28 protein-coding genes and 2 pseudogenes are annotated in these 24,626 nt (G+C 45.4%); 26 read left to right on the forward strand and 4 right to left on the reverse strand.

Annotation, left to right across the window (positions count from 1 at the left end):
* Window position 1: 1 nt before the first annotated feature.
* Together RS881_RS23190 and RS881_RS23195 are read right to left on the reverse strand one after the other, a co-directional pair.
* The gene (locus RS881_RS23190) at window positions 2-496 is read right to left on the reverse strand and encodes a siderophore-interacting protein (RefSeq protein ID WP_315823267.1); all 495 of its coding nucleotides are present in this window, start codon (window positions 494-496) and stop codon (window positions 2-4) included.
* The gene (locus tag RS881_RS23195; protein WP_315823268.1) at window positions 456-728 is read right to left on the reverse strand and encodes a hypothetical protein; all 273 of its coding nucleotides are present in this window, start codon (window positions 726-728) and stop codon (window positions 456-458) included. The genes RS881_RS23190 and RS881_RS23195 overlap by 41 nt, the downstream gene beginning before the upstream one ends.
* A 281-nt stretch (window positions 729-1,009) precedes the next feature.
* Between RS881_RS23195 and RS881_RS23200 the strand changes: the two genes are divergently transcribed.
* Window positions 1,010-1,624: a hypothetical protein gene (locus RS881_RS23200; RefSeq protein ID WP_315823269.1), complete on the forward strand. Its 615-nt coding sequence runs from the start codon at window positions 1,010-1,012 to the stop codon at window positions 1,622-1,624.
* Window positions 1,621-1,824: a helix-turn-helix domain-containing protein gene (locus RS881_RS23205; RefSeq protein WP_315823270.1), complete on the forward strand. Its 204-nt coding sequence runs from the start codon at window positions 1,621-1,623 to the stop codon at window positions 1,822-1,824. Before RS881_RS23200 ends, RS881_RS23205 begins: the two co-directional genes overlap by 4 nt.
* A 46-nt stretch (window positions 1,825-1,870) precedes the next feature.
* Here RS881_RS23205 and RS881_RS23210 read toward each other — a convergent pair whose 3' ends face one another.
* Window positions 1,871-2,353 carry a hypothetical protein gene (locus RS881_RS23210; protein ID WP_315823271.1) on the reverse strand — a complete coding sequence of 161 codons (483 nt, stop codon included), beginning with the start codon at window positions 2,351-2,353 and terminating at the stop codon, window positions 1,871-1,873.
* A gap of 376 nt (window positions 2,354-2,729) precedes the next feature.
* Between RS881_RS23210 and RS881_RS23215 the strand changes: the two genes are divergently transcribed.
* The 3 genes from RS881_RS23215 (at window position 2,730) to RS881_RS23225 (ending at window position 5,716) form a co-directional block, all read left to right on the forward strand.
* A complete protein-coding gene (locus tag RS881_RS23215; RefSeq protein WP_315823272.1) occupies window positions 2,730-3,128 on the forward strand; it encodes a hypothetical protein in 399 nt (132 codons plus the stop codon).
* Window positions 3,129-3,138: 10 nt separating this feature from the next.
* A complete protein-coding gene (locus RS881_RS23220) occupies window positions 3,139-3,426 on the forward strand; it encodes a hypothetical protein (protein WP_315823273.1) in 288 nt (95 codons plus the stop codon).
* A 217-nt stretch (window positions 3,427-3,643) separates the two neighbouring features.
* Window positions 3,644-5,716, forward strand: a complete 2,073-nt coding sequence (locus RS881_RS23225; RefSeq protein WP_315823274.1) for a T9SS type B sorting domain-containing protein — start codon at window positions 3,644-3,646, stop codon at window positions 5,714-5,716.
* Between the two features lie 131 nt (window positions 5,717-5,847).
* On the opposite strand, the gene RS881_RS23230 is transcribed toward RS881_RS23225, so the two are convergent.
* Window positions 5,848-6,429 (reverse strand): RNA polymerase sigma-70 factor, encoded by a 582-nt coding sequence (locus RS881_RS23230; RefSeq protein WP_315824581.1) that lies wholly within the window; start codon window positions 6,427-6,429, stop codon window positions 5,848-5,850.
* A gap of 218 nt (window positions 6,430-6,647) precedes the next feature.
* Between RS881_RS23230 and RS881_RS23235 the strand changes: the two genes are divergently transcribed.
* From RS881_RS23235 to RS881_RS23330, 21 genes and pseudogenes are all read left to right on the forward strand, one after another.
* Window positions 6,648-7,799: a FecR family protein gene (locus RS881_RS23235; RefSeq protein ID WP_315823275.1), complete on the forward strand. Its 1,152-nt coding sequence runs from the start codon at window positions 6,648-6,650 to the stop codon at window positions 7,797-7,799.
* A gap of 33 nt (window positions 7,800-7,832) precedes the next feature.
* Window positions 7,833-8,522 (forward strand): STN domain-containing protein, encoded by a 690-nt coding sequence (locus RS881_RS23240; protein ID WP_315823276.1) that lies wholly within the window; start codon window positions 7,833-7,835, stop codon window positions 8,520-8,522.
* A gap of 32 nt (window positions 8,523-8,554) precedes the next feature.
* Window positions 8,555-9,955 (forward strand): TonB-dependent receptor plug domain-containing protein, encoded by a 1,401-nt coding sequence (locus RS881_RS23245; protein WP_315824582.1) that lies wholly within the window; start codon window positions 8,555-8,557, stop codon window positions 9,953-9,955.
* Window positions 9,910-10,794 carry a TonB-dependent receptor domain-containing protein gene (locus RS881_RS23250; RefSeq protein WP_315823277.1) on the forward strand — a complete coding sequence of 295 codons (885 nt, stop codon included), beginning with the start codon at window positions 9,910-9,912 and terminating at the stop codon, window positions 10,792-10,794. The genes RS881_RS23245 and RS881_RS23250 overlap by 46 nt, the downstream gene beginning before the upstream one ends.
* Complete coding sequence (locus RS881_RS23255) at window positions 10,748-11,257, forward strand: hypothetical protein (RefSeq protein ID WP_315823278.1); 510 nt, start codon at window positions 10,748-10,750, stop codon at window positions 11,255-11,257. The genes RS881_RS23250 and RS881_RS23255 overlap by 47 nt, the downstream gene beginning before the upstream one ends.
* On the forward strand, window positions 11,235-11,717 hold the full coding sequence (locus tag RS881_RS23260; RefSeq protein WP_315823279.1) for a RagB/SusD family nutrient uptake outer membrane protein: 483 nt from the start codon (window positions 11,235-11,237) through the stop codon (window positions 11,715-11,717). The genes RS881_RS23255 and RS881_RS23260 overlap by 23 nt, the downstream gene beginning before the upstream one ends.
* A gap of 8 nt (window positions 11,718-11,725) precedes the next feature.
* Window positions 11,726-12,190 (forward strand): RagB/SusD family nutrient uptake outer membrane protein, encoded by a 465-nt coding sequence (locus tag RS881_RS23265; RefSeq protein WP_315823280.1) that lies wholly within the window; start codon window positions 11,726-11,728, stop codon window positions 12,188-12,190.
* Window positions 12,162-13,070: a RagB/SusD family nutrient uptake outer membrane protein gene (locus RS881_RS23270; RefSeq protein WP_315823281.1), complete on the forward strand. Its 909-nt coding sequence runs from the start codon at window positions 12,162-12,164 to the stop codon at window positions 13,068-13,070. The genes RS881_RS23265 and RS881_RS23270 overlap by 29 nt, the downstream gene beginning before the upstream one ends.
* Window positions 13,071-13,084: 14 nt before the next feature.
* Window positions 13,085-13,150: a hypothetical protein gene (locus RS881_RS59875; RefSeq protein WP_350340239.1), complete on the forward strand. Its 66-nt coding sequence runs from the start codon at window positions 13,085-13,087 to the stop codon at window positions 13,148-13,150.
* Between the two features lie 215 nt (window positions 13,151-13,365).
* Window positions 13,366-14,600, forward strand: a pseudogene (locus RS881_RS23275) (alpha-L-fucosidase).
* Between the two features lie 46 nt (window positions 14,601-14,646).
* Complete coding sequence (locus RS881_RS23280) at window positions 14,647-15,324, forward strand: NAD-dependent epimerase/dehydratase family protein (protein WP_315823282.1); 678 nt, start codon at window positions 14,647-14,649, stop codon at window positions 15,322-15,324.
* A 403-nt stretch (window positions 15,325-15,727) separates the two neighbouring features.
* Window positions 15,728-16,222, forward strand: coding sequence for a thioredoxin domain-containing protein (locus tag RS881_RS23285; protein ID WP_315823283.1), 495 nt, complete (start codon window positions 15,728-15,730; stop codon window positions 16,220-16,222).
* Window positions 16,223-16,455: 233 nt separating this feature from the next.
* Complete coding sequence (locus RS881_RS23290) at window positions 16,456-16,680, forward strand: hypothetical protein (RefSeq protein ID WP_315823284.1); 225 nt, start codon at window positions 16,456-16,458, stop codon at window positions 16,678-16,680.
* 121 nt (window positions 16,681-16,801) lie between these two features.
* Window positions 16,802-18,553, forward strand: coding sequence for a hypothetical protein (locus RS881_RS23295; protein ID WP_315823285.1), 1,752 nt, complete (start codon window positions 16,802-16,804; stop codon window positions 18,551-18,553).
* On the forward strand, window positions 18,504-19,343 hold the full coding sequence (locus tag RS881_RS23300) for a hypothetical protein (protein WP_315823286.1): 840 nt from the start codon (window positions 18,504-18,506) through the stop codon (window positions 19,341-19,343). Before RS881_RS23295 ends, RS881_RS23300 begins: the two co-directional genes overlap by 50 nt.
* Before the next feature lie 173 nt (window positions 19,344-19,516).
* Window positions 19,517-20,227 carry a DUF5977 domain-containing protein gene (locus RS881_RS23305; protein ID WP_315823287.1) on the forward strand — a complete coding sequence of 237 codons (711 nt, stop codon included), beginning with the start codon at window positions 19,517-19,519 and terminating at the stop codon, window positions 20,225-20,227.
* Between the two features lie 226 nt (window positions 20,228-20,453).
* A pseudogene (locus RS881_RS23310) lies at window positions 20,454-21,073 on the forward strand (DUF6443 domain-containing protein); the annotation flags it as partial.
* Between the two features lie 169 nt (window positions 21,074-21,242).
* Window positions 21,243-21,857, forward strand: coding sequence for a hypothetical protein (locus tag RS881_RS23315; protein WP_315823289.1), 615 nt, complete (start codon window positions 21,243-21,245; stop codon window positions 21,855-21,857).
* Between the two features lie 330 nt (window positions 21,858-22,187).
* Window positions 22,188-22,397, forward strand: a complete 210-nt coding sequence (locus RS881_RS23320) for a hypothetical protein (protein ID WP_315817066.1) — start codon at window positions 22,188-22,190, stop codon at window positions 22,395-22,397.
* The gene (locus RS881_RS23325) at window positions 22,394-23,389 is read left to right on the forward strand and encodes an RHS repeat domain-containing protein (protein ID WP_315823290.1); all 996 of its coding nucleotides are present in this window, start codon (window positions 22,394-22,396) and stop codon (window positions 23,387-23,389) included. The genes RS881_RS23320 and RS881_RS23325 overlap by 4 nt, the downstream gene beginning before the upstream one ends.
* Window positions 23,386-24,492, forward strand: a complete 1,107-nt coding sequence (locus RS881_RS23330) for an RHS repeat-associated core domain-containing protein (RefSeq protein WP_315823291.1) — start codon at window positions 23,386-23,388, stop codon at window positions 24,490-24,492. The genes RS881_RS23325 and RS881_RS23330 overlap by 4 nt, the downstream gene beginning before the upstream one ends.
* Window positions 24,493-24,626: the final 134 nt, after the last annotated feature.

Here is a 24,626-nt window from a genome sequence, read left to right on the forward strand (position 1 = left end):
TTCACAATCCCCGCTTTCCGTCGGCCCAGTAAGCATTGGTGCGTATCTGTGCACTGGTTACGCCTTTGAGTAACAGGTATTTCCTGAACCGGGTGATCGACATGGCCCGGCCTGCCAGGTAAAAAGTAGCGCCCTTCCAGTTATTCCAGCAATCGGGGTGCATTTCTTCCATCCATTCAATTGCCTTCACTGCCGGCGCCGGCATAGATGAATGAACGGAATCTATCATGATCTTTAAATCGTTCAGCGCTGTTTTGTGTTCGGGCTTCAACTCCAATACACCAAAATATTCATGGCTACAGGCAAGCGCAGTGGTCTTGTACCAATTGAACAAGCCAATCGATGTTTCATCACCGAAAAAGAAGTGGTGCTTCGCCAGGTCATTGTATCTTAATGTGCCTTGTCCAGCCCTGAATCTTATTTGCTGACCTGCTTCTAAATTGGCTGCCCAGGTACTACCGGGCCCCTTGCCATGCAGGTAAAAAGAACAGAGCAAAGTCCCTGCTGCTTATTGAAGGAGGAGAGCGTGTAATGCCGGAAATTGGTATCATCCACCCTGAATTGGACAATTTTTCCCGGTAAAAGTTTTCATGATCGAACTCTCCTTTGAAGGTGACCATTTTTAATTCACCGGTGATCATGGTTGTATTGGATACAACTGCATGACGGAGCCAGGGGTTGGCTACATACAACATAGAATCAGCCAGCCATTTAGGTAATTGAGGCATTGTATGGTGGTATTTGTAAACGGAATAATAATTTTACAAAACTATCAATCACTTCATTGGTTATATTTATACGAAACGGATAAAAGTTTACACCAAACGGATTTTATGCAAGTCACCGTTAGAGATGGTCAGGGCATAGATTTTACATTGACCGATACTTTTACACGGATCACATTCATCAACCCCTCGTAACAGAGAAGCGGGAGCTCTTCAGTTTTCCTTTTGGTAATGCAGAACTGGTTAGGATAGCATTTGCCGGTGTATACATTGTATATGGCGATATGCAGCTATATGGAACCCGGAAACTGCATTTTGAAATGCTGGATCATCATGACCTGGTAGAAATGCATTTCACCCTGGCCGGCAGGGGTATGATGATGGATGACCTGAATGGCGGGCAATACCATTTTAAAGAGAATGAACACAATATGCACTATATGCCCAACTTTATGGGTATAGGCGATTATGTGCAACACGAACGGTATAAGTTTTTTGAAGTACACTTCACTACCGGCTTTTTCCTGCAACTGGCTCAATCGGGCAGCCCGGGTTTAAGGCGTTTTGCCGAAATGATAGAAACTGGCAAGGTTACCCAGCTAAGCCGCGAAAACCTACCCATCTCTTTCAATATGTACCAGTGCATTCGTGATATTATGAATTGCACCTGTACAGGTGGCCTTAAATTATTGTTCCTTCAATCCAAATGCATAGAATTGCTCAGCTTGCAAGCCCAGATGTATGAAGATGCCCTGGGTAAAACTGCTTCCCGTATTGTTACGGCCCCCAGGATAAAGACCGCATCCTGTATGCCCGGGAATACCTGTTGCAACATATTGCAGCACCTCCCTCCCTTACCGAACTGGCAAAAGTGGCCGGTATCAATGAGTTTAAATTGAAGCAGGGTTTTAAGCAGGTTTTCAACAATACGGTATATGGCTACCTCAGTGATTTTAAACTCGACCAGGCGCGGACATTACTCTTGCAGGGCAATATGGCCATCAAAGAGGTATCCGACAATTTGGGTTATTCCTCTGTACAGCATTTCAGCAATGCCTTCCGCAAAAAGTTTGGCCTGCCGCCGGGCCAGGTTCGGTAAATAAGGATGAAGGAGTACTTATTACAGGCCAGCAAGGTTCGGTATACTACTCCTCTTCCGCTTCTTGTCGCTTTTCGGGTTCATTGGCAAAAATATAGAGACTATCATCTACCAGTGCATATCTTTTTACGCCATAGACAGCCAGTTGGTCGAGTATTCTTATAAACTCCCCATAGGTAATGCCTTTTCCCAACTCTACCTTCAATACGGAATTGGTATCATGTGTAAAGGTCAAGCGTTCAATTTCCTGCCGTACAAATTCAAGTTTCATATCCCTGGTATACTCATTCAGCCTACTAATTGGTGCACGGAAAAACTGCACCTGTATGATCTTCTTATTTTTGATGGCATCCCATACACCATATTTTGTATATCGAAAACTAGCAACCTCCGGTTTTTCATCCGACGGCACAATCATCTTGATGGCGTATAGTTCTTCTCCAAACGGGGAAACCAGGTACATGATCAGCAGGGGCAATGCCAGTAAGCTGATCAGTCCGGGTGTATAGAATAGTTTGGGCAGTTTCATGGTATTGAGATGCTGGAAGCAGCCATTTCCATATTACGGATCGCCCGTGTCCAGCCTAGCTGAATACTAGTCGGCCTCATGTAATACCCTCTAAAAAGCCTGGTTTTATTGCACTGGAATCCACTACGCATTGCACTGGGCTATACGGTGCAGTGCAATACGTAGTATATCCGGGTGCTTATAGTGCTAGGATAACTAATACAGTATCAGTGGAGTAGGAGACCTATCGGAATGAACTATTCAAATAGTCAGTGCAATTGCCAACTGAAAAATACTATCTATTGAATTGATTTGCAGTCTGGTACAGCAATCTGCCGCCAGAGAAAACACGTATATGGGGTGATTACAGTTATCACCTCAACGTGCAAACACCAATATGGCTAAGAAAAACACCAGTAAAAAGAACAAAACCAAGAAGAACAAAACTAAGAAGGATAGAATCTACAAGGATAAGGCCTTCGAACGGACGCGGGAAAACATGACGGAATTTGGACGGGCCGGGAAGGCCAACAAGATACTACGACAGGCCATGTCGGAACTGAGGGGTATGAGCGATCGGTATGTATCGGGCAGACTAACAAAAAGGATGCTCCGTATCATCCAGAGCGATCCCATAAGGGGCAGGGGGAAATCGGATGGTCACCCCGAAGCACTGCCCATGCTGGAAGGATTCAATTTCAACCGCTACAAATTACTGGCTGATACTTTGTATGCACCCTGGTATCTCTACCTGGACCACGCCGCCGGTTTATTCAGGATCCATATTCCTTTTTAATGCGATCACCATGGTCGATACAGTAAGTGATGCCACTGAATACAGTTTTATTGCCTGTGCTACCGCCATTGATTTCGAAAAGGAGGATGTGCTCACCGTTACACAACAAAGCCCGATCATCCAAACAAATGATACCACCACGAGGTCTGTAAACCTTTCTTTAAATCTGCCGGCTGACAATCCCCATCCCGTTATTCTTACCCTCGGCGTTAAAACTAATGGCATGTATATATTTGAAGGATGCAAAACTCCCCAGCCTGAAAATACAATGGCTGTCATTAAGGTAGTCACCGGATGACAATTGATTGCAGGTAATGGAGTTCTTCACAGCAGACAGCTCAGTCTGGCAGTGCCACCGGGTATTTCGTCTTATCAAATAGGGCAGTTTGTCTATTCTATACCTGATAAATATTAGTTTTCAGTTATCTTAGCCCCCAACGGTTGGAGTACCTGGCGCGTATCTCCACAGGCAATGGCCGGGTAAAAACGGAACCGTAAAAGAAATGGGGCTGCTTATGTCGAAATTTTCTACTATCTGCAACGATCAACGTGTTTCACAGGTCAATACAACCATGTATCGGAGTGTCGTTGTACTGCTATTGATCTTATTGTTGTCCAATTACTTAACAGCCCAAACCTGTACTACCCTGGGGCAAAACCCTTCCACAGCATTCCCTGTCTGCGGTTCTACTACTTTTAGCCAAACCACTGTACCCATTTGTGGTAACCGGAATGTTAATGTACCCGGTTGTGGAACGAGCGGCTATTCTGATAAAAATCCATTCTGGTACCGGTTTACCTGCTTTACTGCCGGCACGCTGGGATTCCTGATCACCCCCAACGACCTGGGTGATGATTATGACTGGATGCTGTATGATATTACGGGCGTTAATCCCGATGATGTATTTACCAATCCCAATTTAGTAGTGACGGGCAACTGGGCCGGTACCTATGGTCTCACCGGCGCTTCGGCCACTGGTGTAACCAATATTGAATGTGGTTCGAACCCCTCTGATGGTAAACCCACTTTTGCCAAAATGCCGACCCTCCTTTTGGGCCATACCTACCTATTGCTAATTAGTCATTTTACCGACTCACAAAGCGGCTATAAACTGTCTTTTGGTGGTGGTACGGCCGTGATCACTGATCCCAAGCTGCCGGCCTTGCAAAGTGCTTCTGCAGCCTGTGGCGGTACGGTACTGAGGGTTAAGCTGAATAAGAAAATGAAATGTAATAGCCTGGCGGCCGATGGTAGTGATTTCCTCCTGGCACCTGCAGCAGGTAATATTGTTGCTGCTGTTGGGATAGGTTGCAGCAGCAGCTTTGATATGGACAGTGTGGTGCTTACTGTAAATCATATTATCGCCCCCGGCACCTATGATATTATTATCAGGAAAGGGGCTGATGGCAATACCTTAAAAGACAATTGCGACCGTGAAATTACTGATGGAGAACGGCTCGCTGTGGTGGTATACCCCATCGTACCAACCCCGATGGACAGCATCACGGCCATTACATCCTGTAAACCCGATGAGCTACGCCTGGTATTTAAAAATGGTATGCGGTGCAGTTCTATTGCTGCGGATGGCAGTGATTTTATGATCCCAGGCTTACCGGTAGGCATCAAAGGCGCATCGGGTTCCTGTGTCAATGGTCTTACAACACTCATTAAGGTACAACTTACTGCGCCCATACAGGTAGGTGGTACCTGGAATATTCAACTGCGAAGAGGCAGTGATGGCAATACCATCATTGATGAATGCGGTATGGAAACACCGGCGGGCGCTACCCTTAATTTCACTACCTACGATACGGTCAATGCCGATTTTACCTATAATATCTTATGGGGTTGTAAGAAAGATACGGTCGAGTTTTTTCATCCCGGCGCCAACCAGGTGACGCAGTGGTATTGGACATTTGAAGGTGCAGGCTCCAGTCCATTACAAAATCCTGTGATCGTATTTCCCACCTTCGGCTCCAAGAAAGTAAACCTGATCGTCAACAATGGTGTATGCAGTGATTCAACTGAAACTGTTGTGTTGCTCGACAATGCCATGGATGCCCGATTTGGCTATCCCGAATTCCTATGCCCCGAAGACCAGGCGGTATTTACCGACAGCAGCCTGGGCAAGATCATTAATTGGGACTGGACCTTTGGCAATGGCAATAGCAGCCTGCTGCAAAAGCCCGATCCTCAAAAGTATCAACGTCCACTGGCCCGCACTAAATTATATACGGTAAGATTGATCATTGAAAACGATAAGCATTGCTTTGATACTGCTTTTCATCAGGTAGAAGTAGTGACCACCTGTTACATCACAGTTCCCAATGCTTTTAGCCCCAATGGCGATGGTAATAACGATCTGCTGTATCCACTCAATGCTTTCAAAGCTACTGAACTTGAATTCAAAGTGTATAACAGGTATGGGCAGATCGTTTTTGAAACTACTGATTGGAAGAAACGTTGGGATGGTACCCTCAATGGGCAAAAACAACCCAGCGGCACTTATGTATGGGTGCTTAGCTTTGTGCACCGGGAAACGAAGGAGAAAATATTCCAAAAAGGAACTACGGCATTGATCCGGTAGTTGTTGCGTTTATTGCCTGTATTGACGCTCCTGTTCGCATTGTAAAAAAATCCACTAAGTGGCCATCCATTCAATTCGTTAAGTGAATCTGCAAGCGGGCCCCATTCAAAGTTGGCAATGGCATGGGGTGACTAGTGTATGAACATAAAGAAACTTCGGTAGGCTACCTGTAATGCATTGTGTAACAAACGGAGCGCTTTACGCATGTGTTGCTCAACCGTGTTTTCGGATATGTTCATCTGCCTGGCAATCTCTTTATTAGATAGTTCTTCTTCGCGCCGTAGTTTGAAAACCTGCCTGCACTGTGGCGGTAGTTTCAATATCTCCTCACGCAACTGATTTTCCAATTCCCGTGTATCGATGTATTCATCTACGTTATTGACAGGGTTTTCGGCATACTGTCCGGCAACATAAACTTTGTATTGCTCCTGTACCTTGATATGCCGGTAATGATCAAATACCCGGTTTTTCAACATTGTATAGAGGTAGGCCCTGATAGAACCAATGGTGTGGGCTGCGGATCTGTTATGAAAGAAGGCCAGGAATACTCCTTGTACCAGGTCCTGTGCGATCGCCCGGTCATTGATCTTTTGCATGGCGATGGATAATAAAGTAGTGGCATACCGGACATACAGTTGTGAAAATGCTGTTTTATCACCCTGCTGCCAAAGCAGTATCAGTTCCTGGTCGGTATGCTGTCCTTGCGTTTTGATGGCTTAATCGTTATAGTTGGACAATATTAAGGCTTTTTCCTAAAAACCAAAATCGTCTGTCACTGATTATCCGCGTACTCCGGACGTCCGGGAACTTCCGTTCCCCCTCCTTAAAAATATTTTCAAGTAGGATAACGGCAGACTTCCACTGGCCCGTCTTCTACCTGGTGCCCAGGAACAGGATGGAATCACCCGATCGCACTACAAATAATAAATCAATGGATGAGAACCGGTTAAAGTATTTATTGGAGCGATACCTGGCCAATGAATGTACGGCTGCAGAACGGGAGGAGCTGGACGAATGGTTTCATGGCTGGAACCCGGGAGCCGGTGGCATGCAAAAATGGGTAGCAGCGGCCGGCAGTGCCCATGCGCTGTCTGACGAGCTCTACGCTGATTTCAGCAATCGCTTATTGTCGCCGGCAAAGCCTAACAGGCGGATAGGGTGGTATGCTGTGGCTGCAGCAGCGGTGCTGGCAGCTTTTATTCTCCTGTTCTATCCTAAGCAACAGCCAGCCCAGCCGCAGGCTCAACATGATTCCCAGGCACAACCGGCCAATGCCATCAGGCCTGGCAGCAACAGGGCGGTACTGACGCTGGCGGATGGCTCAAAGATCGAGCTCTCCGATTCGGGCAGGGCGGCTATCACCACACAGAGCAATGCAGAGATCAGCCGGCTGCAGCCAGGGAGCATCACTTATCGTTCAGTACATAAGGCGGCAACTGATCAACCGGGTGTTTATAACATGCTGGCCACGCCACGCGGGGGTAAATATTCTCTGACCCTTGCCGATGGTACGCTGGTGATCCTCGACGCTGCTTCCTCCATTTATTATCCTGTTGTGTTTACCGGCAAAGAAAGGCGTGTGGAGATCACCGGCCAGGCCTATTTTGAAGTGGTGCACAATGCCAGTCAGCCATTTCGGGTGCATGTAAATGGCCAACTGATAGAAGACCTGGGAACGGCTTTTAATATAAAAGCTTATCCCGACGAACAAGGTGTGAAAACTACCCTGGTAGAAGGAGCGCTGAAAGTAATAAAAGATAATCAATCTCTTGTTCTTAAGCCTGGGCAACAGGCAATCACAAAGCAAAATATCCAGCTTAATAAGCAGGCAAATGTCCAGGAAGAAATAGCCTGGAAAAACAGAGAGTTTAGATTTGAAAGAACAAGTGTGGACGGAATTATGCAGCAGATTGCCCGTTGGTACAATATTGAGGTATCCTATAGCAATAAGGTAGATCATATTTACCTCTCGGGTGTTTTTTCCAGACAAGAGGAGTTGGGGAATATGCTGGAAGCACTGGAAGCTACGGGTAAAGTTGCCTTTCAGGTTATGGGCAATAAAGTAATTGTATCCGCACCTTAAAAGAAACATTTTAACACCAAATACTAACTCTATATGAATCTTCCTACCCAAGGAGGTAAGCTAAACTATTGCCAGGCCACACTTATGAAAATGCCTGTTTGTTTTATGGTGGCCATTGCTTTATTGGTCAGTACTCCTGCAATTAGTCAAAAGATAACGCTTAAAGGGGACAACTTACCATTGCGTACGGTGTTTGAGGCCATAAAATCACAGGCCGGTTATTCATTTGTATACGATGATGACCTGATCAAAAAAGCATTGCCGGTGCATATTGATGTTTCCAATGCCTCTGTGCCTGATGTACTGCTCCGTTGTTTTAAAAACCAACCTTTTACTTATGAAGTAAAGCATAAAGCAATTGTGCTGAAAGAAAAAGACCGGCCGGCGGCAGCTACGGATCCCGGTATGAAAACCGTTGAATCGAAAGGCGACATTATTGCCACGGGCACGGTGTACAGCAATTTGGGAGAGCCTTTGGTAGGGGCCACGGTATCGCTGAAAGACAAATCAATTACTGTCAACACCAATAATGCCGGTAAATTTTCCATTACTATACCGGGCAGTAGCGGCCAATTGAAAATAAGTTATGTAAATTATACTACCCAGGAAATAAACATCACGCCCTCTATGCGTTTTCCGATTGATGTTACGCTACAATTACAATCAAAAACGGAAGATGAGATTGTGGTGATCGGGTATGGTACCCAAAAAGAAAATACCTGACAGGTTCCGTCGCCTCTGTTGGACCGAGGGAGCTGCGCCAAAGCCCGGTAGCCAATATCAGCAATGCGTTGGCTGGCAGACTGCCCGGCCTTATTACTGTTCAAAACAGTGGTGAACCGGGAGCTGATGGGTCGAATCTCTATATCAGGGGCATGAGCACTACTACAGGAAACAATGGCCCGATCGTTTTAGTAGATGGTATTCAACGTTCGTTTGGCGATATAGACCCGAATGAAATTGCAGATATCAGTATTCTTAAGGATGCCGGCTCTACAGCCCTGTTTGGTATCAATGGCGCCAATGGTGTTATACTGGTAACCACAAAAAGGGGAACCAATTCCAAACCCAGGGTAAATGTCACTTTCCAAAATGGGTGGCAGAGCCCTACCAGGTTGCCTGAATATGCGGATTCGTATGATGGACTTACCTTATACCGGGAAGGGCTGATCAATGATGGATTGCCTGTTGCTATACAATATACCGACTCGGTATTGCAGTATTACCGGAATAGAAGTATGCCGGCTTATGAATACATATTCCCCAATGTTGATTGGGTAGATGCCATGCTAAAGCCGCATTCATTGATGCAACAGGCTAATATTAACGTTTCGGGAGGTAATGAGTTTGCGCGGTATTTTGTGTCGATGGGGTATTTGAGGCAAAATGGGTTATATAAGTTTGAGGAGGAGATAGAAAATTATAATATGCAGGCTATTACCAACAAGTATAATTTCCGGTCCAATATCGACCTCCAGATATCAAAAGACCTAAGCATGGAACTCGGACTGGGAGCTATTGTACGTGACCGTAATTATCCGGGTACCTCGGCTTCCGATATCTTTAGTGCTATCAAAAGTACACCTGCGTGGTGGTATCCGGTTAAAAACCCCGATGGTAGTCCCTCGGCATTCAATACGGTTCCCAGTTCACCTTATACACGGCTTACTCAAACAGGGTATCAACGGAATTTTGAGACCAACCTTCAATCTACAGCAGGCTTTAAATGGGATATGAAAAGGATCCTGAATGGATTAAGTTCGAGGGTACGATTGTCGTTCGATAATAATAATTATCGCAATGTAAGCCGGGGGCTTTCAAACAGGACTTTTCTTTACCGGTTAAAGCCAGGCGTACTAGCAGATACTGTTACTGACCTTGCGGCCAGTGGTGTATACCAGGTAATTAGTAATGGCGATGGCATCCTGGGTTATACAGTTGGCGCTAATGGAAGCCGTCGAACTACGGTGGAAGCTTTTTTGAATTATGATCGAACTTTTGGAAATCATACGATACAGGCTGTTGCTGTTTACACACAATCTTCCTTTTTTAATTCCGTAGGAGGTGGGGTAGAAAATGCTATACCCGGGCTTCCCTATAAGAACCAGGGGTGGTTGGCCGGATCATGTATAACTATGATGGCAAGTATACGGTAATGGTTTCGGCTGGATACAATGGTGCTGAAAATTTCCCGGCCGGAAAGCGATTTGGATTATTCCCAGCCATTTCTGCCAGTTGGGACCTTGCCAAAGAAGCTTTCCTGGCTGATCATCTTCCTTTTGTGGATCAGCTAAAATTAAGGGGTGCTTATGGTGTAACCGGCTCGTCTGCTTTACCCGGCGCAAGATTCTCTTACTTAAGTCAATGGAACTCTAACAGTGGAGGATACCAGTTTGGCGTAAACAGGGATGGGGCCAGTTATTCGGGTGCTTATGAGGTCAGGATCCCGAATACGAACCTGACATGGGAGAAAGGATATAAAACAGATGTAGGCCTGGATGCAGGATTGTGGAAAGGAGGATTGAACCTCACGGTAGAGTATTTTAGAGAAAGGCGGCAGGATATTCTGATCACTTCAGAACTGGTGCCTGCTGCCATTGGTTTGTTCAATGCTCCTGCGTTGAATGCAGCCATTGTTAATAAAAGCGGCATTGACCTGTCTGTTGAACATAGAAAAGAGTTCAAAAAACAAGGGTACAGTATTCGCGTTAACTATTCTTTCGTTAAAAATAAAGTCATTGATTACAGGCAACCCGAGTATAAAGGCAGGGAATGGCAAAGGAGAACGGGTACTGAGGTGGGGTCTATTTATGGATATACGGCTATCGGCCTTTTCAGGGATGAAGATGATATTGCCAAAAGTCCCTCCCAGTCTGTGTTTGGTATGACTAAACCGGGAGATATTAAATACAAAGACCTGAATGGAGATGGTTTGATCAACTCATTGGATGCGGGTTTTTGCCTGGAAAAAGGAACCAGCCAACATCCATCGTAGGGGTGAGTTTTCTTATCACTATGGCGGGTTTGATTGCAGTGTTCTCTTTCAGGGCGCCTATGGCGGATCATTATTGGTTACAGGCGCCGGCGTCTTTCCTTTTTCAAGGTTTGCCGGTGTGCTTGCTGAAGTAAAGGACAATCATTGGGTGGCCTCCGATCCTGATAAGAACTATAAATATCCCCGTATGTCCTCCCAGGACAATACGAATAACCAGCAGAATTCTACCTTTTGGATCTATTCCAGCAATTACCTGCGGTTGAAAACGGTTGAATTGGGATATAGCCTTCCTAAATACTGGCTGGCGAAAATTGGGCTTGGCAATGTGCGTGTATTTGTGAATGGCATTAACCTGATTACCTGGGACAAGCTGAAAATATTTGATCCAGAGATATCCAATGAAGGTACCGGCACTTATCCACAGCAAAAGGTGATCAACGTTGGCCTTAACTTTTCTTTCTAAATACCCTCAAAATCATTATACTGATGACACGGAAATTACTGTTTTACGGTTTGTTGCTTTGTTGTTTGGCAACCCTGTCCTGCAAAAATACCTGGATGTGGTGCCTAAGGAGGTTGTTACTGAAAAGGATGTTTACTCAACCATTGTTACAGCTGAAAGAGCCTGGGCCGACCTGTATAATACTTTGGGCACCAGCTCTACCAATATAACCGGCGGTATCAATGTTTCGGCCTGTACGGACGAATGTAAGAACCACTGGGAGAATGTAGTGGAATTAAACTTCAATTCTGGTGCATGGGGAACCACGAATAATGCACTGGGCAACTGGGAAAGTGCTTACCAAAGTATACGTCGTATTAACATCTTCCTGAAAAATATTGATAACGTACCCATTCCAGCGGACCGGAAGGATTATTATCAGATCAGGCTTCCCCAATACAAAGCAGAGGTCCGTTTTTAAGAGCCAAATTGTATTTTGAACTTTTCAGGCGTTATGGGTCTGTACCGTTAATAGGCGATGAGGTTATAGATGTCAGCGCTGCCATCCCTGCCAAGCTATTTGTTAGAAATCCGCTTGATGAACTGGTAAACTACCTGGTGTCGGAACTGGACGGTATAGCACCCGCTTTGCCGCTGGACTATCTTGACAATGTAGGAGAAACGGGACGTATTACACGGGGAGCTGCCCTGGCGTTAAAAGCAATCACGCTCCTTTACGCTGCCAGTCCCCTTTTTAATGGTAATACGATGTATGCCCAGTTAAAAAATGAAGATGGGTCAACATTATTTCCCCCAACCTATGATAAGGAAAAATGGAAACGTGCTGCCGATGCTGCCAAAGCCGTTATAGATCTGAATGTTTATTCCTTAAACAATCCCAATCCCGGCAATCCAATAGATAATTATGCCCGCCTGTTTTTCGCGGGAGTATAAGGAAACCATATTGCCCTTGCTTTGGGGTGGAACAAGGGACCTTGATCAAAGTTTGCAGCCCAATGGCCAGGATGCCCAATCGGCCGGTGGCTATGGAAAATTCAGTGTATTGCAGGAAATGGTGGATGCTTATGAAATGAAGAATGGGTTACCGATCCCGGATCCCAATTCCGGTTACACTACAGCCGGCACCTGGAATGGTCCTCTTTGGGATGGAAAAACATTCCGGCAGGCGAAACAGGTTTCCAATATGTATAAAAACAGGGACCCGCGCTTTTATGCTTCTATCAATTTTCAATATACATTTTGGGATTCTGCCAATCATAGGAGGCCATTGAAGTATGCTTATTTTGGCAATAATGGAGGCGCGTCTGAAGGCTGGCCAAAATCCGGGACCAATGCTGAAACGGGTTATAATTGGAGAAAATGGTGCGATCCCAATGTAAACCTGAGAGGGAGTGGAAGCGCCAACAGGAACTTCCCGGTTATCCGTTTCGCGGAAATGTATCTTATTTACGCTGAAGCCATGAATGAGTATTTGAGCGCCCCCGACCAGCAGGTGTTTGATGCAGTTAATGTGGTACGGTCAAGGGTGGCTATGCCGGCGCTGCCTGTTGCCGGAACAACGGACAATACGAAGGAGGGGATGCGTCAAAGGATCAGGAATGAACGGCGCGTAGAATTTGCATTTGAGGGACAGCGATTTTGGGATGTACGCCGATGGCTTATAGCGAAGGAGGTGGATAATGGTCCGGTACATGGATTGAATGCACGGCCAACTACTGCCGAATTACAGTCTACCGGTTATGCGCCCGGTAGTGAGGAAGCTGGTGTGGCTGTTTTTATAAGCCTGTCACAGTACAAACACGCGTATTCTTAGACCGCCATTACCTGATGCCCGTTCCACAAATTGAAATTGATAAAAGCCTGGGGAAATTGGTGCAAAACCCTGGCTGGTGAATGGGATCAATAATTGCCGCAATGGTTTGCGTAATATCTGCATCATTCTAAATTGTACATTTGGTTCCTGCCAGTAGTGGCAATGGCCCAATTACAAGATCAAAATGATGTACAAATCGCTTCGACCATCCTTTTTTATGCCAGCGCTATTGCTGGTTTGTTTGCTCCCTGCAACAGCGCAGGTCAAGATCCATCCCGATTCTATACGGAACAAAATGCAATGGTTTGCCGATGCCAAGCTCGGTATTTTCATTCATTGGGGTATTTATGCCGTCAATGGAGTAGATGAAAGCTGGAGTTTTTATAATAAGAAGATCAGTCACCCCGATTATATGAAACAACTGGAAGGCTTTACGGCCTCCCGGTATCATCCTGATGAATGGGCGGCGCTCATCAAAGAAAGTGGCGCCCGCTATGCGGTAATGACCACCAAACACCATGATGGGGTAGCTTTGTGGCCCACCGCCCAAAATCATTATGGTGTAGTAAAAAACACTCCTGCCGGCCGTGATGTACTGACGCCTTTTTATCAGGCATTGGACAAACAGGGAATTAAACGGGGGCTTATTTCTCTCTCATCGACTGGAGCCATCCCGATTATCCCGGCTTTCTGAAAGACAGCGCCCGGTACAAGGTGAGCAATGATCCGAAGCGCTGGGAGCGGTTCCGCAAGTTTTACCAGGCCCAGATCAATGAACTGAACCTGGCCTACCATCCGGATTTGTGGTGGTTTGATGGCGATTGGGAGCATTCAGCTGTTGAGTGGGGTGCTGCCATGGTGCGCAAAAGCATCCTGAAAGAAACGCCTGGCGCTATACTCAATAGCCGTTTACAGGGTTATGGTGATTATGAAACACCCGAACAAAATTTCCCGGTTACCAGGCCTGCCTTCAATTGGTGGGAACTGTGTATGACCATCAATAATAACTGGGGTTATCAGCCACAGGATACGGCCTGGAAAACACCTTATGAAGTGATCACCATCTTTGCCGATGCCATCAGCAATGGGGGCAACCTGCTATTGGATATGGGTCCCAAAGAAGATGGAACCATTCCCCTGCAGCAAGTACAGGTATTGAAGGAATTGGGGAAATGGAATAAGAAACATGGTGCGGCCATCTTCAATACGCTGGGAGGTATTGCACAGGGACATTTTTATGGGCCCACTACTTTATCCAAAGATTCTGCTACGCTGTATTTGTTCCTGCCTGGCAAAGTTGCCGGTCAGGTAATGATCAAAGGACTGAAAAACAAGATCCGTGAAATAGCAGTAGTAGGAGGCGGGCAGTTGCTGCAACACAAAGTAGTTGGTAAAATATCCTGGAGTCCTGTACCCGGGCTGGTATACATTACTGTGCCCCCTGCTGTGCAGGATGAATACATGACTGTACTGGCGGTGAAACTGGACGGCCCGGTACAGTTGTACAAGGGGCATGGCGGGCTAAAATAGTGTCTATAGTTTGGTATCTTTCCGGTGAAATCAAACCAATACCTATATGACACCGACAGGTAAGATCAGGGCCATCATCACCGGCGCCACGGGCATGGTAGGGGAGGGCGTACTACATGAATGCCTGTTGCATCCCCTGGTGGAAGCTGTATTGATCATTAGCCGCAAGCCTAGTGGGGTGGTGCATCCCAAACTAAAAGAGATACTACATGCCGATTTCTTCAACCTGGCTCCTATAGCGGATCAGTTAAAAGGATACAATGCCTGTTTCTTTTGCCTGGGTATTTCCTCGGTGGGTGTAAAGCAGGATGTTTATTATAAAACTACCTATACGCTTACCATGCGGGTAGCGGAAACGCTGGTACAGCTAAAACCGGAAATGACCTTTTGTTATATCTCTGGCCGGGGCACCGACAGTACGGAGAAAGGCAAGGTGAACTGGGCCCGGGTAAAAGGCAAAACCGAAAATGACCTCATGAAGCTGCCTTTTAAGAAAGTATTCCCGGTGCGACCCGGATTTATGAAACCTACCAGCGGGTTAAAGAATACGCTGCCTTTTTATAAATACATAACCTGGTTATATCCACTTGGCCGCGCCCTTTCGCCCAATGGCTTTTGTACCCTGCGTGAACTGGGTCTGGCCATGATCCATAGTGTGAACTTGCCCGAAACCAGGAAGATCATCACCGGCCGCGATATTATTGAACTGGCTAAGCAGGGGTAATGCCCTGCAATCGGTTGCGTATTACAATTTGTTTACACACTTATCGCCAAAATCTGCACGCTTTTTCGTCAAAACTGCGCATATATAGGTTTGTACTTTGATGGTTTATAATTTTGTCATTACTTCAATATCCCAAGACGATCCGGATACTATGTTAAAAAGGCTTCCTGAGCATCGGTCCGGATGTATGTAACCAAAATCCTTTTTGTCGCATGAGAAAAATGTCAATGCCTTCTCGCCCACAGGCCCGTTCGCCTGGTCATTTCCGCATCATTACAATCCATTTTTTCTGCCTCTCCCTGAAGTAGCCCAGCCATATATTGTTTACTTCAGATAGTTGTTGACATCCTTATATCATATTTAAAATGAGACTATCCATCTTTTCCTTTTTCTGCTGCTAACAATGGCCAGCCTTGCACAATCGTCAATTTACGATTACAAAGTAACTACTGTAACAGGTGTAGAGGTTGATCTTAATAACCTCCATGGAAAACTAATTGTCGTAGTCAATATCGCCTCTGGCAGTGAACGTCATACCCAACTCCTTCAATTGGATTCCTTATGTCGTACTTATGCATCCGTTGGGCTGGTGATCCTCGGTTTTCCAACCAACGATTTTAATAACGAGCCAAAGAGTAATGAGGAAATCAGGTCTTGGGTATCAGGTTTGCATCCCAATTTGTTGGTGTTCAATAAAACGGCAGTTATAGGACCATCAAAATCTGTTATATACAAGTGGTGTACCACCAAATCGGAAAATGGGGTGGTTGATATGGAGGTGCAAGGGGACTATCAAAAATTTATCATCAGTAAGGAAGGAAAGATCATTGCTTTTTTTGCAGGAGCCATGAGCCCCCTGGCTGAACCTATGATAAAAGTAATTACCGTAAACCAATAGACCTATACTGCGCTGAAAGTCCTTTTCACCTAACTAAATGTGGTGTATTAGAGTGCAGCCAGCTATCAGGATACAATAGTAGCAAACCCGGTCAATACTTGACTTAACTTTTTAATAATCGACCAATAAACCCAAGCTTTATGTGTAAAGCCTTATGGTTTCTGATTTTAGCACATACAATACCTTTCTATTTATTTTGCCAGAATTCTAATCCAACCTTAGAAGTGGCTAAAATGCAATTCAAGGCAAAACAGGTTATACCCCCATCACCCGAAGCCGCCTCGTTAGGTCAATATGGAAACGTACCCATAAGTTTATTTACCGGCACACCAACGATCAACATTCCTCTGTACGAATTAAAGGGTAATTCTATAACGCTTCCTGTAAGCATGAGTTATAACGCATCGGGATTTAAGCCCGAGGATGAAGCCCCTGGTGTGGGAGCAGTTGGTCGCTAAATGCAGGGGGGTAATAACACGCGCAGCAAGGGGAAATCCCGATAACTCCAGCAATTACTTCGGGGTGGCTAATGTTTTAACACCTCCATCAAGTTCCAATTTTTTTGCACAGGATACCTATTTGAAAAACATCGAGGAGGGCGCGATTGAAACCCAGCCTGATATTTATTACTACAATTTTGCCGGCCATTCCGGTAAGTTTCTGGTGAAACCTGACAATACGATCTTTAAAAAGGAAAAGGATTTGAAAGCTATCACTTTTAATAACAGTTTTACCATTGTAGATGAAGAGGGGATTACGTATGTTTTTGACGAAGCGGAAACTAGCGTAATGACGCCCAGCGATGACCTTGGGCAATCATCCACATTGAGCTATACCTATCCTTCCGCCTGGTACCTGAGCTCAATAACTTCAGCTGCGGGTGATGAAGTTATTCAATTTGAATACCATACCAACCTGTCAGGGGCAGTACAAAATGGAAACCGGTTAAATAATAGATCCGTATCCTATACGTATGGCGTACAATCACCCAACGTTTTCTGTGCCCAATCCTACAATATGGGCTCCATTTCAACGCTTCCGCCACCTGAAGTGCTGATATACCGGAAGTTTTTAAAGAAGATCATTTATAAAAGAGCCAATATCACCGTTGCTTTTATAGATGTTCTTTCGGCCACCGGGCAAAGGCAAGATACAGAAGATACTTATGCCCGCAGGTTGAATCAGCTAAAAGTGTACAGTACTAACAATGCCACTGATAAGCTAATCAAGCAATATAATTTTACTTATGGTTATTTTTTAAACAATGCGAATTTGCTCAATAAAAGTCGCTTGCGTTTAGAAAGTTTACAGGAAATTCCAGTTGATGGTGTTACCCCTGCTCCACCTGCACATACATTTGCTTACGATAACACCCCTATTCCTGAGCGTTTTACAGCTTCTCTTGACCATTGGGGCTTCTATAACGCAGCCGGCAATACCAGCCTGGTGCCCAATTTTTATTTTGCAGGAAGAGTGGTTGATAACATGTATTTCCAACCAAGAAATGTGGGAGAGGGAGCCAACAGAGAACCTAACCTGATCGGTTCGACTGCTACCGTCCTTAATAAAATGACATATCCTACAGGGGGATATACAACCTTTGAATATGAATTAAACGAGGCGAAATTTGACGATGGCCAATATCATCCGGTGGGAGGGATAAGAGTAAAGAAAATTACTGATTATGCTTTTAATGGCATAGCGGCCAGGGCAAAAACATATACCTATCTTTCTGATGACGGTACGGGCAGCGGTAGGTCGGGATTGTTTCCGTTTTATGAAACGACTTCCAGTTACCACGCTTATTTTATCCCATACGAATTACCAAATGAAAATCCGGAGCCTTGTAAAATACATAACGAGAACGATGAGCATTTTCTATATACTATTAACGTTTCTGCCAATTCTATTTTTAGTTTAGGATCATTCCAGGGAAGTCATCTTGGATATACCCAGGTGACCGAATCCCAAATAGATCTGGTAAATAATCAAACACTTGGCAAAACAGTTTACAACTATAGCTTCAACGGTACATTTACTAATGACGAAAATATAGAGAATGGCGACCTGGTTCGTCAACGTGTTTATCGTAATGATGGGAAATTATTACAGGAAACTTCCAATACTTTTATTACAACCACGGGCGAAATTTTAAACAGCGTCTTGGTAAAACCACAACAGGAGCAGACCAATAAAAATACTACTGTAAAAGCGCTGCCAACATGTATTATCCCTATGGGGTTTGGGAATCACCCCTGCAGGTTGCGTGGAATTCAGGACCATGCCTACTCTCCGTTTTCCCGAAACATCTTCTTTCTTTCAACAAAATAAAAGACTGACGCAAGTCACAACAAAAGTCTATGACGAGATCACTAACCAATACATTGTTACTACAAAAGATCTTTTCTATGACAATGCACTGCATAATTACGCCACAAGAATAGAAGAAACAACCTCCAATGCAACAAAGGTAAAAACCGGTATTAAATATGTGGTAGACTATCCTGCTGCACCAACCGCAACGATAGGCTCTATTGCTTATAATATTGACCTGATGCGGCAAAAGAATATGGTGGGTCTTCCCGTTGAAAAAGTACAATATCGCCAGGATGCGGGAGGCGGCAATACCAGGTACATTAGCGGCCAGATTACGGACTATATCATAGGTAAACCTTCAAAGATATACTTCCTGGAGGCACTGCCGCTTATTACCAGTGTAACGCTCTCCTCCATCAGTTCCAATGTATTCAATTACGACAGTCATTACAGGCTTGCGGCCACCATGAAGTATAATGCTAATGAAAATTTAACTGAGCAATCCAAAACAGCCGATATGCCTAAAGCGTATATCTGGGACTATAATAACACGTACCCGGTTGCTGAGGTAACAGGTGCTTACGATAATGAGATTTGTTATACAAGCTTTGAAACGACCAGTAAAGGGGGATTTAGTTTTACTGGAAACCCGGTTGCTGATTTGAGCTCACCCACAGGCAAACAATGTTTTAACCTTGCAGGGAATTCAATTTCAGCAACAGTTGATCAGACAAAAAATATCTGCTTACATATTGGCGTAAGAATGCCGCTGGCAATTTTCCCGTTTCAGGTAGTACCGGTGTAAGGCAAGGGGTTGTTAAGAACGGATGGACCTATTTTGAGCATATAGTTACGGGAGCAACATCGGTCAGCGTAAGTGGCAGTGGCTATATAGATGAATTAAGGCTTTATCCATCTTCTGCATTAATGGTGACCAGTACCTATGATCCACTTATAGGTACGTCAAGCCAATGTGATATGAACAATAATATAGTTTATTATGCTTATGATGGGCTATCGAGGCTTTCGAGTATAAAAGATGAAGAAGGGAATATAGTTAAAAATTTTAAATACAATTATGGGCTTGGTACTGCACCAACTCAATCTGGTCAGTCTATGTTTTACAATGCAGCGGTACAGGGAACTTATACCAAACAAGGCTGCACTTCCGGCAGCTATGGCGAACAGGTGACTTATGTAGTGCCCTATGGCAAATTTGCAGCACTAAGTCAGGCAGCAGCCAATAACCTGGCGGCAGCCGACCTCGCTGCAAATGGGCAAAATTATGCCAATAGTACAGGACGATGTTATTGGCCGAGTGCAGCCATAAGCCAACCCATGGTTAAGAGTGATTGCCCTCCGGAGCAAGGACCTGGCGTTCCATTCACGTACACTGTAAATGCAGGTAAATATAAATCGTTCATTAGTCAGGCCGATGCGAATGCACAGGCCAATGCAGAGGTTGCGGCACTTCCATCGAATTATGCCAATATAGTGGGGAACTGCTCCTGCGCGGATGAAGGAAAACGATATATTAATGGCGTTTGTCAAACAGGAACAAAGATCATAATAGGCGGTACTTATGAAAATGATCACTGGGTATGTACCTATTACTATACTTTTAGCGATGGCTATAACTCGGGGTTTTATTACCAGAATCAATCAGAACCTTGTCCAATAGCCCCCTGATCAACCACTCATTAACCATGTACATCTTAGCTATGAGATATATCTTAACAATTATCCTGCCTTGCTTATTGCTGATACAGGCCAGTCAGGGCCAGGTAAGTACCGACCGGAATTATGTGCACAAAAGTGAAATTAAAAACCGGGCATCACTAACCAGGCCATGGTAGATGCCTTGTCTTCCCCGGCCGACCGGTTGCAACTGGTTAATTACTTTGACGGACTGGGCAGACCCATTCAAACCGTGAATATCAAGGGAGCCAGGGCACAAAGGATATTGTGGCACCTGTGGAATATGATAACTACGGTCGGGAGGTAAAGAAGTTCCTGCCCTACGTGGAAGACGGAACTACCTATGGCAGCCTGCGTACGGCGGCCGTCACCAGCCAGGCTTGGTTTTATAATGCTGCCAATACCGTTTCCGATGCACCGAAAGACATTCATCCTTACAGCCAGAGCCTCCTGGAATTTTCTCCGCTTAGCCGGCCAAGGGAAACAGGTGCCGTTGGCAGTACCTGGCAACCAGGTACGGGGCATGCCGTAAAAGCCTTATACCTGCTAAACACTGAAGCAGATGATGTACGGATATGGAATGTAACAGTGAACAGCACGGCGGGTAACTTTAGCACCTATACCAGCCCGGGCGAATACCCGGCTGGCACCTTGCACAAAACAATAACGATAGATGAACATGCTAAGCAGGTGATCGAGTTTAAAGACAAGGAAGGCAAAGTGATCCTAAAAAAATACAATTCTCCGCTGCCCCCGATAATGGCAGCGGTAGTAGCCATACCGGTTGGCTCTGTACCTATTATCTCTATGATGACCAGAACAACCTTCGCTGTGTAATACAGCCCCGGGGCGTAGAACTGATTATGGGTAACTGGGATCTCACCAACAGCACCATATTGAGCCAACAATGTTTCCGCTATGAATACGATGCCCGCCGCCGCATGACAATGAAAAAGTACCCGGCGCAGGGGAGGTATGGATGGTCTATGATAAATGGGATCGGCTCGTGCTCACACAAGATGCCAATCAACGGCCAAACCAAAAGTGGCTATTTACCAAGTATGACCAACTTAACCGGCCCATCATGACCGGTTTTTATACCAATTCTACTCAAACTTCTTTAACTGCCATGCAGGGTTACCTCAATACCCAAAACCTGGCCCGCTTTGAAACCTATACACCCGGTACGGTAGAACGGTACACTTTTACAAATTCTTTTCCGGTAAATACCCTGGCCAATGTCCTGTCGATGAACTTCTATGATGATTATAGCTGGAGTGGCTGGCATGGACCAGATTGGAACAATAAAGACAATAGCTTCGACAACTATTTACTCACGGCCAGTACCACTCTTTTCCCTTATGCCGAACCGGTTATCCAATCTGTCAATACCAGGGGTCTTGTAACGGGTGTTTGGCAACCCAATTCTGCTCCGGGTTTATTGGTTAGCTATGTATATGATAACAAAGAAAGGGTAATACAAACGAAAAACTTTAATATTACCGAAGGCCGCGATATTACCACTACCCAGTATAGTTTTAGTGGTCAACCCCTGGTCATTGTAAACCACCTGGATAAAAAGGCACCAATCCGCAAACACATACCATCATTACCAAACTGAATTATGATGACCTGGGACGCCTGCTCACTACTACAAAAACTGTCATTAGCAATATTAATGGGCAAGTTCTTAGCAAACCCGAGCAAGTCATTGCAAGCAACGAATATGACCCGCTCGGTCAGTTAAAAACAAAAAATATCACCAGCCGGAGGTCCAGGCGGCGGGCCGCTGGAAACGCTCACCTACGACTACAATATCCGAGGCTGGCTGCTGGGCGCCAACCGTGGTTACCTCCTAAATCAAGGAACTGCCAGTTATACCGATAAATATTTTGGGTTTGAGCTGGGTTACGACAATTGTACCCAGAGTCCCGGCTCCTGTGCCGATGGCGTGTATCAATACAATGGTAATATTTCCACCAGCGTTTGGAAAAGCAAAGGCGACCAGGTACGCCGTAAGTTCAATTTCCAGTACGATGCTGCCAACAGGTTGGGCAAAGCAGGTTTCTACCAGAATTCCACACCCGGCACCGGGGGAACTGGAACTACAGTGAAGCCAATTTCAGTGTCGGTGGTTTTGATGCCGACAATGGGTATATGATGAAGTACGATGCCAATGGCAATATCCTCTCCATGATACAACATGGCATTAAACCGGGCAGTGCTGATTTCTACCTGGATGCCTTACGTTATAAATACAAGGAAAACTACAGCAGCAATCAGCTTGAACAGGTATTGGATGAATGGAATGTTCCCGATACCAAACTGGGCGATTTTCATTATACTGGTACTAAAACCGATTCAACGGTAGATTATACATACGATCCCAATGGCAATCTCGTATCCGATGCTAACAAGAACATCAGTTCCATAACTTATAATCACCTCAATCTGCCACAAATAATGCAAGTTAGTGGTAAAGGAAGTATAGAATATGTGTATGACGCCTTTGGGGGCAAGCTAAAAAAACAGGTAATCGATTTGACCCAATCCCCGGGTAAGGTCACCAATACCTTGTACCTGGGTGGAGCCGTTTTCCAGGACGACACACTCCAACTCATCGGTCATGAAGAAGGGCGCCTGCGTTATGTGAAAAGAAAGTTCGTCAATGGCGATAGCACCTGGAACCTCGTGTACGATTACTTCCTCAAAGACCACCTGGGCAATGTGCGCATGGTACTTACCGAACAAGCCGATACCGCCCAGTACCTGGCTTCCATGGAAACGGCTTACCGTACAAAGGAGGAGCAACTCTTTTCCAATATTGCTCAGACCGCTATTGCCAAAACCAGCGTACCGGGCGGTTATCCAACCAATCCCAATCCCGTTACAAGCCCTAATGATATAGTGGCGGCAGTAAATGCCAGTGGTAATAAAATCGGCCCGGCCATTGTACTGAAGGTCATGAGTGGCGATAAGGTCGATATTGGGGTAAGCCATTTTTACCGCAGTGGCGGCACCTACAACGATGGCGCCAGCATGGTGCCCACCATCCTGTCCTCATTGGCCGGTGGTATTGTGGCGCAGCAGGCCAGGCCAAGGGCACCCTGGCCCAGCTCAGCGCCAATCCTGGCCCCCTGGCAAGCGCCGTGACCAGTTTCCAGACTGCTCACCAGCCTTCCCAGGCTGGCAACAGCAAACCCAAGGCCTACCTCAACTGGATATTACTTGATGAACAATTGAAATATGTGGCAACCAGCAGTGGCGCCCTGCCCGTAGGCGGCGCCAATGCCGTGCTCGCCCTTGCCCAGTCCGCCATCCCCATGACCCAAAATGGATTTCTGTATATTTACGTCAGCAATGAAACCCAGAACTGGGACGTGTTCTTTGATAACCTGAGTGTACAGCATATTACCGGCCCCATCACCGAGGAAACGCATTACTATCCTTTCGGCTTGACGATGGCGGGAATAAGCAGTAAAGCTTTAGCCTTCGGAGAACCTGAGAACAAACGGAAATTTAATAAAGGAAGTGAGTTACAGAATAAAGAGTTTAGTGATGGTTCAGGTCTTGAATGGTATGCAACACAGTTTAGAAGTCTTGACCCACAATTAGGCAGATGGTGGCAGATAGATCCGAAACCCGACTATGCGCAGAGTTTATATTCAGCAATGGGAAATAACCCAATATTGAATAATGACCCGTTAGGAGATACTACGAAACCTGCTGGTTGGAGTATAATGGTTCCGGTTAAAAAAACAGGTGAAGTATCCAAAGGATTTGTATTTGGATTAGGTGGGCAGTATCAAACAGAGCCTGTACGAGGTTCTACAGTAACCGGAATTAGAGACACAAAGGCAGGTGGCACAAACGCTGCTGGAAAAACAAAAGGTGTTGATGTGGTACGAGTTGACGAACCACACGGGAAGGTGAATACACCACATCTAAATATAAATGAAAAGGTGACGGGTGTTCCAGACCCTCATACCAAGCTTACTACAGGTCAGTTTAATACTCTAAAAACAGCAGGTAACACATTGGATGCAATTGGTAAAGTTGCGAAACCGGTTGCTATAGTAACCGATGCTATTCAAATTGGAGATGCAATTAAAACAGATATTCAACAAGGCACAGGTGGAGACAACACAATTGTAGCAACTTCCAGAGTTGCTGGCGGTTGGGGTGGTGCTGCATTAGGTGCTGCAGGTGGTGCAAAAATTGGAGCTACTATCGGTACTTTTTTGGACCCGGAATAGGTACAGCAGTTGGTGGTTTCTTTGGCGGAATTATAGGCGGAATTGGTGGAGCGATTTTTGGGTCAAATGCAGGAGAAGCCGTGGGAGAGAAAATTGTTGAAATCAAAAATGATTGACGATGGCAATAAATATAA

Source organism: Paraflavitalea speifideaquila (assembly GCF_032395985.1).
Lineage (GTDB): Bacteria > Bacteroidota > Bacteroidia > Chitinophagales > Chitinophagaceae > Paraflavitalea > Paraflavitalea speifideaquila.